The organism is Corynebacterium propinquum DSM 44285 (genome assembly GCF_000375525.1).
Classification (GTDB): domain Bacteria; phylum Actinomycetota; class Actinomycetes; order Mycobacteriales; family Mycobacteriaceae; genus Corynebacterium; species Corynebacterium propinquum.
The window spans coordinates 80,596-92,993 of the sequence record NZ_AQXC01000004.1 but is presented as its reverse complement, the minus strand read 5'-3'; the positions used below and the strand labels follow the sequence as shown (position 1 = coordinate 92,993).

The window sequence follows — 12,398 nt, the reverse complement described above, 5'->3', positions numbered from 1 at the left end:
CAGCAAATATCCACTGCCCGCGTTTTAATGGCGCAGCCTTACGGCGGATGGAATCCGCAATCGCGTTATGCGCGATCAATTTCTACGGTATCGGGATTGGTTAATTCATCGTCATGGTCTTGTAGCTGTCGATCGCCTCGCGAAGATATTTCCCGGTCGCTTCCCAACCTTTTTCTAAGCTCTCGGCTGGATCGTGAATCTGAGCTTCTCGAACGATCCTGCCGTCGCTCAACCGAGCGATCACCCGGCCATTCTGATTGTGCAGATGTGGAGTCCTCATCTGACATCCTCTCTCATTCTGGGCTTTCAGGATTGATCACGGGCTTAAATCGCGTTCAGAACGAAGCTCTCGATGCACCCATTGTTACATGAACAAACCCGCCAAGGAAATGGTTAGCATCACATTGGCTTCGCTAAATCCCGGCCCCCACCAACACATCCTGGGTTTAACTCGACACGCCGAAAAACAACACATTTTGCCGTTTAGGCCACATAACACAGCCCCCTCTCATTTTAGCTGTTCTTAATGAGAAGCTTGGAAGGGGTTTCTGTTGGTTCTTAGTGTACTGCAGGCATTGAAAAATTCGCGAATGCACTTATATAGCTACTAGTAACCCGAAATATCAATAACCCCGGCGATTTACTCCGACTTACATAGTGCAACGATTGAACTGCTCCCCTTTAATTGGACTGAGAAATCTGACACCGACTAAAGGAGAGCAGTTCATGAGCTCGGCATAAATGGGGTCTTTCGTTTTCAATTTTGGAGTACCCCCATTCCCCGCGGTCACCTCTGGAATTTGGAACTAAATCGTCAGATCCATGGACCTAGAGTTGGAACCGGGGCGCGTTGGCAGTCACAGAGTGTTCCGAAAGCCCCAGTGATGGGGTCTAAGAAAATTTAACTGGCTGCACCACGCCGAACAAAATACTTGTATTCACGCTGTTATGCCACAGGAAAAACGCCGCCAAAATGTGTTCTCAACCATTAAACCCAGACAATGTTGCCAAAACTGATGATATACAAAAGGAAGCTCACCATATACGCTGCCCACAGCAACAGCACCGGAGAAAACCCGGCAGCAATAGCCACGACAACAGCACGTGGTGAACGAGCAACAATCCCTAAAATCAAGGGAATAACGGCCAACCCGAGGGTCCAACCTAGTGCAGTGGTGGAACCATCCGGAAACAATGGCGAGATAAACTGAATCCCCACGACGCATGCGGATAAGGCACAGGAAATTTTTCGCAGGGATAACGCCATTGGTTTCCTCGGATTTTGAGCTAAACAACAAAAGGAAATGTGTATCTTCCTAAGATACAGCACACTAAACCCAACCTTGATTTTTAGCACTAATATTCGACAATCTATTAGTGCTTTGCAATTCATTTACTACAATTCCTCTGTGTGGCACTGAATTCAAATAAGAAGAATTACCGCTTAGCAGACATGAGCATAACGCCTGATCACGAAGCTTTCGACCGCTGGGAGAAAGGCAAGCAATGAACGAGCTAAAAAAGCAGATTTACCGCAAACGCATAGCTGTAGCGGAGATTTTCCGGTCTGCCCTCCGACAAAACGATGAGCGGAATCGTTTTTTGACCGAAATCGGAGCTAGCGACATGCCTGTCATCATCCCAGCTTTAGATAAGACCCTTGCTGTAAATATTCAGCACGCTGCTCAGCGCTATTTCGATGCAGGTGAGCACAAAGTTGTTATCCCTGTTTGGAACGACAACAAGCAAAACGATACTTTCGAATTACGAGTTCTCATCTTATCTGAGCAGGATGCGCCCGGTTTCTGGTCGCTGAATAAACATGGGTTCCAGGAGCATGCCACGATGGCCCAGATTGTCGAGGCTGTTGCCCCTGATAAGCAATGGAAATTTGCCACACTCAATACAGAAAAGCGACAAGAATTTCAGAACCTCATTGGCTCTGCATAGCCTAGCAGTCCTGCTGTCTACCGAAAGCCAAAAGGAATGACCAAGTCTCTTCGATTCGGTCATTCCGCTCTGCTTTGATTCACGCTTAGCCCCGCCCCGGAACCCAAAGATCGCTCCTTAAAAAATTAAGTGCGCGATAGGCACAGTCAGTAACACGGTGAATACAACCCTGTAGAACCAGATAACCACCATCTTCCAAATAGCCAATGGAATATCCGTTGCTAGGACTGCCGGGATCATGGACGAGAAGAAAAATACCTGGCTAATCGATGTCACAGCGACTGTAAATCGCAAAATATCAGAGCCGTCACCAGCAACAAGGGTGGCAGGCAAGAACAGCTCGGCAAGGCCAATCGCCACTGCTTCAGATGCGAACCATGGATCTGGGAGGCGAAGCACCCACATGAGTGGATAGAAAATTGCTCCAAGAATCGCAAACGTCGGGGTATAGAAAGCTAGGGTAAGCCCGATGACGCCAACTGCCATAATCCCCGGCAAGACCTGAATTGTCATGACGACGCCATCAGCAAAGTTTCGCCACAGCGTCTTAGGTAGCGAATCTGCGTACTTCAAGAAGTATTTTCCTTGGCGCCAGGCCTCCGGAAGCAGCTTTCCGCGTACTTGGACTTCCGGCTCTGGTTCGGCGCCGGAATAGTATTCATTTGGAATCGTAGATAGCGGTGGAAGTCGGACAACAATCGCGGTAACTGCGAAACACACCACAAGCGTTACTGCAAAATAGACACCCCAAATATGCATGAGATCGAGCGTCCGGGCGACGACGACCATGAACGTTGCAGACGCGGTTGAAAACCCTGCAGCCACGATCGATGCTTCTTTTGCTGTATAGGCACCTGCCTTGTACATCCTGTTAGTGATGAGCAGTCCAAGTGAATACGAACCTAGAAACGATGCGACTGCATCAACGGCACTCTTACCTGGTGTATGGAATACCGGACGCATGAATTTTTGTAGCAAGACGCCAATAAATTCCATAAGCCCAAACCCGACCAGTAGGCCGAGGAAAATTGCGCCGACTGGGATAAGCAATCCCACGGGGACGACGAGTTTGTCGAGGATGAATGGCCCAAGCCGATCCTCAAACAAAAACTCTGGGCCAAAGCCAAAAGTAAGCATCGCGCACAAGATGACAGCTAGCACGCTTAGGGCAGCAAAAATCGCTCGTGCTAGTCCCATTTTCCATCGCCCTGTGACAATCTGGAAGACGGCACCGGCGGTAATAAGTGCTAGAACTACATACCGGGCACCCGGGCCAAGGCCGTCCTGGATCCAGCCCACGATGTGGTCGAGAAGGATGGTGCTCTTCTCACCTATTTGGAAAGGCACGAAGAAAGCAAAAATACCTATTCCGCTATAGACAAAGAAGCGCCAGACAGCCTTCGGCTGCGGGTCAGATTCCTGCTGAACACCTGGGCCAGCGCTTGCGGCAACGTCGTGTGGCTTAGTCATTGGCGTGTCCTTCGTTTTTGACCGGTTCGGACAACCAACTCTCGATATCATCGTTAAACTGCCCCAATCCCGAGGCTGGGACTGGCCCGGTCATGCCAGAGAGTTTTAGCGGTGACGCTAATGTCGCGAACCCGTCCGATTCTTCAGCTACTACACCCCGTTCTTGTGCGAATGGGCTCTTCAGCGCGTCATCGAGTTCATAGACACGAGCTGTCGGGACACCATATTCCTCGAAAAGCGCGATCGCTTCTCCCATGGTCAGTTCCGCCAACCGTTTCTCGAGTTCCTCGCGGAGATCATCTCTGTAATCGGAGCGATTTTCGGCAGTTGCAAAGCGTTGATCTTCGGCAAGATGCTGCAGGCCTAATGCGTCGCAGAGACGATCAAATAAACGGTTCGTTGTAATGGCGATGACGATATCGCCATCTTTTGTCGCATATGTGCTGAATGGTGCCGAAAGACCGTGATCATTACCGATACGTGATGGCGGAGTTTCACCGTGCAGTGCGCGCATGCCGACTGATTCCATTACCGAAATCAGGGAATCGTACATCGCAAGGTCGATGTGCTGACCTTTGCCGGTGTTTACGCGTTGGTACAGTGCAGACACCGTACCAATTGCGGCATAGAGGCCAGGAACAATATCACCTAAGCTGATGCCTACTCGCGTCGGTTTACCTTCCGGCCAACCAGTAATTGACATCAATCCACTCATTGCCTGGGCAACGAGGTCATAGGCGGGCTCCTTCGCCAAGGATCCGGTCTGGCCAAAACCACTGATGCTCGTGACAATCAGGCCAGGATTCACGGCCATTAGCTCTTTGGCTGAAAGCCCCAATTTAGAAAGCACTCCGGGGCGAAAGTTTTCGACGACTACGTCAGAACGCTTCGCTAATTCCCTCAACGTCTGTTTGCCATCTTCACTCTTGAAATCCAGGGTGATGGATTTCTTTGACCGGTTAAACAAACGGTAGTACGTCGATTCGCCTTCGTAATACGGGCCAAATTGACGAGTATCGTCTCCCCAGGGAGATTCAACCTTGATGACTTCCGCGCCCAGGTCAGCCAGAATCATGGCGCAAAAAGGGCCAGCGAGAACGCGTGAGCAGTCCAATACTCGCACACCAGCCAGTGGGGCTGGATCGTGTTGTTTGGTTGTTGATGCATCAGTAGCCATGGTGGCCTCCTAGAAATTTGTGTTCCGAAATTACGTGGTTACACGAAGGCAGATTCACCAGTGATGGCGCGACCGGTGACCAGCTGGTTGATGTCGTAGCTTCCTTCGTACGAGTAAATCGCTTCTGCATCGTTAAAGATTTTGGCCATCCGGTATTCCGTCATTAAGCCGTTTCCACCGAGCAACTCGCGCCCCAGCGCAACGCTTTCCCGCATCAGCTTTGAGGTGAAGGCTTTCGCCAGCGCAGATTGTTCGTTCCGTGCAGATCCGCGATCTTCCATACGTGCCAACTGCGCCATCATGGATTCGCTGGCTACAAGGTTTCCCTGAATCGTGGCTAATTTGTTCTGGTTAAGCTGGAAAGACGAAATCTTTTTGCCAAACTGTTTGCGCTTGTCGACGTAATCCAGCGCCACATCCAAGGCGCCCATCTGGGTGCCGACCGCCTGCCAGCCCACAGTCGAACGCGCGCTCTTAAATACTTTGTTCAGGTCTTTGAAGGAGTTCGCGTGTTCCAGCTTGCAGTCGTCGGGAACGAATACGTTGTCGAGAACAATATCCGCGTTTTGTACCGCACGGATGGCAATGCGATTCTTCATCAGCGTGGCGCTGTAACCTTCGGATGAGGTATCGACGATGAATCCCTTGACTTGCTCATCTTCTGGATCGCGTGCATATACAGCCACGTAGTCAGAGAAGGTGGCATTTCCGATCCACCGTTTCGCACCGTTCAGCACCCAACCGCCGTCAACTTTCTTAGCAGTTGTCCGCATGCCTTGTGCTACATCGGATCCAGCTTCTGGCTCTGTAATGGCAAGCACTCCGGTTTTCCGGACTGCGTATAGGTCATCGAGCCAGCGCTCTTTCTGTTCCTTAGAGCCAAGCAGTTCAATGCTTCCGGTAAACAAACCGTCTTGGCCGCTGAAGAAGGTTCCCACAGATCCATCAGCGCGGTGAATCTCGGCTGCAACCAAACCAGCGAGCAAACGCGAACGTCCTTGGCCGCGGACGAGACTGATGATATTGAGATCTTGGATTTCTGGAATCAGCTCGTGCGGGAATTCTTCGCGGTTCCAGTAGTCAACTGCGATCGGAAGTACCGACTCGCGTGCCCATTCCCGGACCTTGTAGAGAATTTGTTTTTCTTCCTGTGGAAGCTCGCTCTCGAAATCGAAGAAATCACCTTGTGGATAACGACCAGCCATGTTGAGACTCCAATCCAAATATCAACTGAATATGAACTGAGTTACAGGCTATGGTGACGCGATCGGTTTGAATAGCAATATTTCCCGTCCCCTGTCTGGGATTCGAGATAAAGATGGGGAAACCTTTCAGTGTAACATCATTGTTGAACAATACGGATTATTTATATGCACCAAGATTAGAGTTGCCTTCATTCCTCAGCCTTGTTCCTCTGCCCCCAGGCTGCGATTGCCTATTACTGCTATCCTTTTCGCCGACGACACAGCTACTTCCTTGACTAAACGCGAAACAGAACTTCTCGACGTGCTAGCTAAAACTGGGTTTCCCCTAAATCTCGAATTCCAAATCTTTGATGGTCGGCTTAGTGGCAAATATGAAGATCATGTATGGTACAACTCAGAGAAGGCAAGGACAAGTTCCCTTGTCATGAGTCGAGAAGGTCAACAGGACAAAAACACCTGTTGGTCTTCTCTTATATCGGACGTTTCCTGGGGTTAAACGGGGTTAAACGACAAAATGGGCCGAGGCCGTTTTCTTGAGCCACATGAGCGATTCGGCGTTGCGATTCGATTACTAGGTTCGCGGCTTCACGTCGATACTCTGGCGTGTATTTCTGGTGTTGTTAACTGACAATGAACATCCTCTCTTACGGACACAAGATCCGCATTAATCAGGCGTCCGCTAAACGAGCGGTAACCTCAATACAGATAGAACATAGGAGGTTTTTCGCAGCGACAACGCAGCTGGCCGCATCGGATTCCTTTACGACGAAGGCTTTCAGGGCTTCGCACCAACAGAAACTGCGAAACCCTTCAATTAGTCTAAAAGTTAGTCATTGCAAGTTGCGCCCGCACCGCATACGTGATCAACCAGTGTGTCGACATGAAATCAGCCCCCACTAATTGACCTTCCGCGAAGGTAATCAGCCGTTGTGCTCCACTGCTGATTTCCTGGTCTATTGAAACTGGTAATGACTCACAAAGTTCCAGAAGCATCCAGGCTTTGGTTAACGCTAGACCAAAAAGGTGAGATTGCTTTCCATCATGCAGGTCGTTGATTTCCGGGACCTCTAGATACCGTTCAATTGCGTCAGCAGTCTGCATATAGAAACCACTCACCCATTTCGAAAACTCATGTTCTCCTAAGACTTGCTGCATGAGCAGGGCTTCAGATAACCCTGGGGAAAGAAAATCATGCCCACTGAATTCCCATTGCACTGGATAATTCACATCGCCCTTAAACCATTTGCAAGCATATTCACTGATCAGATCATTCAATTCATACAGCCCTACTGCCCTGCCAGCCTCCAAGGCGAGAAACATGCTAAAGGCAGTATTGTCGTGCACTCCGTGCCTAATGGGGGCCGACATCGTTGGAAGCCACTCTATAAATAATCTCGAAACGGTACGTACTAACGGGCCTATTGCTTCAACCCAGGTTTCTGCTTCAGGTCGCTTCGACCGCTGACACTCCGCCGCAAGCTGTATAATCCAGGCCCAACCGTAAGGGCGCTCATAAGCCGGGTTCGCAAGCAAATATTCACGCTCAATTTCAAGATTGATGGAAGTTAACCTACTTGAAAGAAGGGCTGAGAGCTCAGTCTTAACTTGTTCATCCGATACATAGTCCAATAGTCGAACTGCTGTGCACTGCATGTGTACGCTCGAGTGCCAATCGTAAGCGCCCCAAAAACTAGGGTGCAATTGATTCGGAATGACCAGCACGTCATCTGCTGAATCATTAACATGATGCATCGCTGCCGGGTACTCAGTTTCTAGCACATCGATTATTCCCCTCGCCCATTGATTAGCTCGAGATTTGAAGATGCTTTGGTCACCCACGTAATCAGTCCTTTCACCACAGAACACACTGCCATCGCCTAAAATTAATCACAATCTCTGTAAAGCAGATTACTAACTCGGTCGATTTTTGCAAAGGATATTGCAATCTTGTCATCAGCACCAAGTCAATGGATCCACTCTCAAACTTCTGGCAGGAAGCCATCTCGAGCAATTGCTACCGTGCTGGACTATCTTGCCGAGCACCCCCAAGAGGCTGCATTTGCCACAGTGCAAGAAGTGGCGTTGGCCACTGAAGTTAACCCAGCAACTGTAGTGCGCACCACTCAATTCTTGGGATACGAGGGGTGGACGGCATTTTGTGTCGATTATCGCGCGGTCTTCCTGGAAGATTTATCAGCGGGCCAAGTCATTGGCAAAATCAGCAGCACCACCCCATTGCACGGGATAGATTCCATTGTCGAAGATGCACGAAAATTGCAAGAGTTAGCAGAAGCCCTGGACATTGACACAATTGAGAAGCTCGCATCGTCAATCACTAACTCGCAACGAACAATAATTTTATCTACCGGAACTTTTAGCGGAGTGGGCACGCAATTCGTTCATAATGCCCAGCTTCTCGGAATCCATTGCACAGGACATTTCGGAGCACCATCCGAACAAATTAACGCGGTCAATGCGGCAACCTCCGAAGACACCATAATCATCATTTCTCTTTGGAAATATTCTAAAGTTCTCGATAATCTTGCTGAATTTGCCTGCGAGAAATCCTCTAACGTCTTCAAGCTGGGAAACAGCCAAAACCACCAAACCTCATCAGTGCTGGAAACCATTCCACTCCCCGTGGATAGCGGCCGGATTTTCCCATCGACCATCACAGCCGTAGCATTCCTACAAGCGGTTTTGAGCGAAATAGTTCATAGTCAAGGGGCAAAAGCGCAAGAGAGCCTTGAACAAATGGAACATCTCTGGAAAAGATTCTCCATCACATAAATGCAACATTTATTGCATTTCTGTATGAGCTAGGACATAGTGTGGCTAAACACATCACACTATGCACTTAGGAGCGACATGATTAACATCATCGTTTGCGTCTCTTACCTCGCGTTGATGATCACTATCTCCGCCTGGTTTTCCAGAAAGAAGGAAGTTGATGGTGGTGAAGATTTCGTCATCGCAGGGCAAACGCTCCCCAGTTTCGTTGTTGCGGGAACGTTGCTAACAACTTTTGTCGGATCTGGATCCATTATTGGTGGTGCTAGTTTCGCTTTCCAGAATGGACCACTGACGGGAGTATTTTTCTTTCTTGGAACCCTCGTTGGCGCACTCATCCTCGGCGTCGGGGCAAAGGCGATTCGCCGCAAGTCGTTCCACACAGTCCCAGAGCTCTTGCGTAGTCGTTTTGGGCGTCCTGCTGCCATACTCGGGACGGTGCTGGTGCTTCTGGCATTCATTGGAATCGCCGCTACCCAGTTCACCGGCGCTGGCTATATTTTTAGCCTAATCACACCGCTTTCTGCATCACAAGGAACGATTATTGCTCTTTTCTTAATCACGTTCATCGCCATGTCAGGCGGCTTAAAATCCGTTGCATGGACTGATTTTCTCTCAGCTTTGTTGATCATCGTCGGTTTGCTGCTCGCCCTTGCCTATATCTTTATTCAAGATTTCGGAGGGTTCGGCACATATGTTGACCGCCTCGAACCAACCATGAAGTCTGTTACGGGCAACTTAGGTCCGATCCAGATTCTGGGATTCTTCCTTCCGACGTTCCTTTTGTGCCTTGGTGATCAAAACATGCACCAGCGTCTTGCTGCTGCGAAAAGCGAGAATTCGGCGCAACGAGCAACAATCTATTTCTTCATCGGCGGTTTGTTCATCATTGTCCCTATCATTTTGCTCGCATCGGCAGCATCGGTTATTAACCCGGGAACGGATCCGGACATGGCTGTACTTGGCTTAGCAGCCGAAAACTTTATGCCAAGTGGTGTGGGTGCAATTATTCTCGCAGCAGCTTTAGCTCTTGTTATTACAACTGGCTCGTCCTACTTATTGACCTGTTCTGGAAACGTAGTCTTCGATTTGCTAGGCCAACGTCGCAACAATAACCCAGAATCTACCAAAGCTTTCGATTCGCAGAAACAGCTACTTGTAGCTCGTATTTCCGTGGTCACCATCGCAATTCTGGGATACGTCCTAAGCAGCTTCTTCCCCACGTTCCTTTCCCTACAGATGTATGCATACACGGTTTACGGAGCAGCCCTTACACCGGTCATCTGGGCTGCGCTTTTCTGGAGCCGTGTATCACGAGCGGGGGCTATTACTTCGATGATCGTTGGAGTCACCATCACGATCGGCTGGGAAATTTTCGGAGAAGGTGTAAATTCCGTAGTTGTTGCATTCCCCTTTTCTGTCGCAGCCCTTATCATCGTTTCGTTGTTCACCAAGAGTGCTCCCATGAGCTCAACTACAGTAGGCGACGGCCCGACTCGAAAGTCAGAAAGCACCTCAGAAAATGTTTCTCCGTAGTTATCGGATTCTCCATACCCTGCCAGCCCCGTCCACTAAGCTCTAACCAGAGTTTTTTCGGCGAAAGGATAAACCCAAGGTGGCTACGCTTAGCCTCCGGGAGATTGAGCAGCGCGTCACGCAGATCGCGGAGCAGGATGAGTTCGGCGATGATCTCCTTTTTCGATCTCCTGCTCGCCTATGGCCGCGCGCAGTCTAATGCCACCCGCCTCCGCAAAAGCAGCTACAACGTGCCGGAAGATCCTTCCCTGGGATTATGCCCAGAAGAATAGTGTCTACGTCCGCCCGCTTGCCGACGGCGACGCCCCTACCACCCCGGCTGAGCGTGAGGCCAAGCTTCTCGACGCCGTCCAGCATCTGCGCACGCATGAGCGCGTGGTCCGTTAGAACACGAGGTTTGTGATCGCCACGGACTAGCACTAGTTGGCCGCGGTGGATTTTAAGCCCAACGAGAACCGTATTTTCCCGGGCGCCCTGCGCCTACACACCCTTCAGTTCATTGATCAAGAACTGCAGGAATTCTTCGACAATATCGCGCGCCGTAATCTCTACGGCAACGCGTAAATGTTGTGTAATCACGGGGTCCAGCTCCCGCCGAAAAACTTGCAACTGCAATGATTCCGGAGTCGATACCCAGTAATCGTAAATTGGGTCATTCTCCGCCGGATTCCCGCCGTGATTTGCGGCAAAGATTTCCACTTCCCAACTGATCGGGTGCGGCTGAAGCCGAGGGCAATCTGCAAAAACACTAATCCGCATGTCTATCCCTAATTCATGAAAATCACGGATCCCGTCGCTTGAAGCCCACGGTTGCGCGGCGTCCTCTCCGGTCCTGACGCGTAAATTCAGTTGTTCGCCCACCCTACGCTCAGCAACTTCTCGCTCGAGTGCAGACACCAATAATTCATGCAGACGCACAGCACCTTCAGCCAATTGCTGCTTGCCGACGTCATCGTTGCCGATCGCTTTCGCCCCCGAACCGCTGTTTTTCTCAGCACCGGCATCCAGCAAGGCGCTCAGTTCGAGGTCCGCAGAAATTGCTCCGGATTCTTGCCCCCGTACCCCAGCAGCGCCTGCTTGCCGACGTCCGCCCGTACTATGCCGACGCACACTGCGTGCTATCGACCAGGCAGTGTCCACTGATTTTTCGGCGAGAAACCGCACTAACCGCTTGAAGTCACCGTCGTCGGCGGCTTCCAACGCATCCAGATAATCGGCGCGTTGGTCATGGTAAATAACCAGCGGAACCCCAAGAGAACGGTATAAGAAGATACTTGCCAATGCCCGCGCTATCCGGCCGTTACCGTCGGCGAATGGATGAATACGCACAAACGCATAGTGTGCATACGCAGCCTGCACCACAGGGTGCAGTCCCGCAAACGTCTCAGAGTTCAGCTCTGCTATAAAGCGCGCCATTTCTGGAGCCGTGTCAGCGACCGGAGCATAATGGAAAGTGCTGCCGTCGTGCAGGGTAGCGCTGTTCGGCTGCTTCTTGTATTCGCCTTTCGGCAGCTTTTGCCGCTGAGCTTGCAGCTTGCCGTTAACAGACACATACACCGTGATCTCGTCCTGGCTATTCAGCATCACCGCGTGTAGTTCTTTAATCGCGGTTTCTGTCAGCGGATACTTGCCTGTGGTGTGGTCCAAGATGAAGTCAAACCCGGCTAGGGTGTCTTCAAATGCTGGCCTTACGTGCGCACCGCGTTGGTCCATCAACTGCTGCCACGCACCAGTTTGCTCTGCCACTGTGCGCGTGAAGCTACGATCCGTGGGAAAAATCCCTTCGATGGCATTCGTGTCGACGGCTGCAGCCCGCCGTGCAGCCTCTAGAACGGAACCAAGAGCTTCAGTAGAAACTGTTTCTTTTGCTTCTTGCATCCGCGCGTGTGCGTTATCTACGTCGCGCAACGAAACCGCGAGGCCAGCCCATTGAGAAACACTAGGAAACGGCCAGTAGCCGACTGCTTCAGCACCCATGGACTCGGGCGAGACATCAGCCGGTTGATGCAGGTTGGTTTCGCTGTTCTCGGTCATACTGACACGCTACACCGGCCAGAAAATAGAACAGTTGATTGATTACACCGCCACATCCGAGTACGGCATGAGCTCCGCGACGTAGGGAAACACCACTTCCATTAGCAGGAAGAACACCCCCACTGCCAGCAAAACCGCCAACACTGACTTCACCCACACCCCACCCGGCAGCAGGTTCCACAATCCGCGATACATACCTCACCTCATTTTCTTTCTGCGCCGTTCATCCTATTAGC

At 50.6% G+C, this 12,398-nt stretch carries 12 protein-coding genes and 1 pseudogene; 4 read left to right on the top strand and 9 right to left on the bottom strand.

The genetic code is table 11. The annotated features are described in order from the left end of the window. Positions 1-100 precede the first annotated feature (100 nt). Both B142_RS0104880 and B142_RS0104875 read right to left on the bottom strand, forming a co-directional pair. Positions 101-280 carry a hypothetical protein gene (locus B142_RS0104880; protein ID WP_018120426.1) on the bottom strand — a complete coding sequence of 60 codons (180 nt, stop codon included), beginning with the start codon at positions 278-280 and terminating at the stop codon, positions 101-103. A gap of 708 nt (positions 281-988) precedes the next feature. Next, positions 989-1,267, bottom strand: a complete 279-nt coding sequence (locus B142_RS0104875) for a hypothetical protein (RefSeq protein ID WP_018120425.1) — start codon at positions 1,265-1,267, stop codon at positions 989-991. Positions 1,268-1,506: 239 nt separating this feature from the next. Between B142_RS0104875 and B142_RS11960 the strand changes: the two genes are divergently transcribed. Next, positions 1,507-1,950, top strand: a complete 444-nt coding sequence (locus tag B142_RS11960; RefSeq protein ID WP_018120424.1) for a hypothetical protein — start codon at positions 1,507-1,509, stop codon at positions 1,948-1,950. Positions 1,951-2,067: 117 nt separating this feature from the next. Here the strand turns inward: B142_RS11960 and B142_RS0104865 are convergent, their stop codons facing one another. The 5 genes and pseudogenes from B142_RS0104865 to B142_RS0104850 form a co-directional block, all read right to left on the bottom strand. Beyond that, a complete protein-coding gene (locus B142_RS0104865; RefSeq protein WP_018120423.1) occupies positions 2,068-3,420 on the bottom strand; it encodes a YjiH family protein in 1,353 nt (450 codons plus the stop codon). Further along, a complete protein-coding gene (locus B142_RS11955; protein ID WP_018120422.1) occupies positions 3,413-4,597 on the bottom strand; it encodes a CaiB/BaiF CoA transferase family protein in 1,185 nt (394 codons plus the stop codon). The genes B142_RS0104865 and B142_RS11955 overlap by 8 nt, the downstream gene beginning before the upstream one ends. 38 nt (positions 4,598-4,635) lie before the next feature. Continuing rightward, a complete protein-coding gene (locus tag B142_RS0104855) occupies positions 4,636-5,802 on the bottom strand; it encodes an acyl-CoA dehydrogenase family protein (RefSeq protein WP_018120421.1) in 1,167 nt (388 codons plus the stop codon). Between the two features lie 470 nt (positions 5,803-6,272). After that, positions 6,273-6,404, bottom strand: a pseudogene (locus B142_RS14330) (hypothetical protein); the annotation flags it as partial. A 217-nt stretch (positions 6,405-6,621) separates the two neighbouring features. Continuing rightward, the gene (locus tag B142_RS0104850; protein ID WP_018120420.1) at positions 6,622-7,641 is read right to left on the bottom strand and encodes a DUF2891 family protein; all 1,020 of its coding nucleotides are present in this window, start codon (positions 7,639-7,641) and stop codon (positions 6,622-6,624) included. Positions 7,642-7,749: 108 nt separating this feature from the next. On the opposite strand from B142_RS0104850, the gene B142_RS0104845 reads away from it, so the two are divergent. The 3 genes from B142_RS0104845 (at position 7,750) to B142_RS13515 (ending at position 10,515) form a co-directional block, all read left to right on the top strand. Next, on the top strand, positions 7,750-8,592 hold the full coding sequence (locus B142_RS0104845) for a MurR/RpiR family transcriptional regulator (RefSeq protein ID WP_162138201.1): 843 nt from the start codon (positions 7,750-7,752) through the stop codon (positions 8,590-8,592). Between the two features lie 78 nt (positions 8,593-8,670). Next, the gene (locus tag B142_RS0104840) at positions 8,671-10,128 is read left to right on the top strand and encodes a sodium:solute symporter family protein (protein WP_018120418.1); all 1,458 of its coding nucleotides are present in this window, start codon (positions 8,671-8,673) and stop codon (positions 10,126-10,128) included. A gap of 198 nt (positions 10,129-10,326) precedes the next feature. Continuing rightward, positions 10,327-10,515 carry a hypothetical protein gene (locus B142_RS13515; RefSeq protein WP_155860936.1) on the top strand — a complete coding sequence of 63 codons (189 nt, stop codon included), beginning with the start codon at positions 10,327-10,329 and terminating at the stop codon, positions 10,513-10,515. 93 nt (positions 10,516-10,608) lie between these two features. Here B142_RS13515 and B142_RS0104830 read toward each other — a convergent pair whose 3' ends face one another. Both B142_RS0104830 and B142_RS13800 read right to left on the bottom strand, forming a co-directional pair. After that, positions 10,609-12,162, bottom strand: coding sequence for a Fic family protein (locus B142_RS0104830; protein ID WP_018120416.1), 1,554 nt, complete (start codon positions 12,160-12,162; stop codon positions 10,609-10,611). 42 nt (positions 12,163-12,204) lie between these two features. Next, complete coding sequence (locus B142_RS13800; RefSeq protein ID WP_018120415.1) at positions 12,205-12,357, bottom strand: hypothetical protein; 153 nt, start codon at positions 12,355-12,357, stop codon at positions 12,205-12,207. Positions 12,358-12,398: the final 41 nt, after the last annotated feature.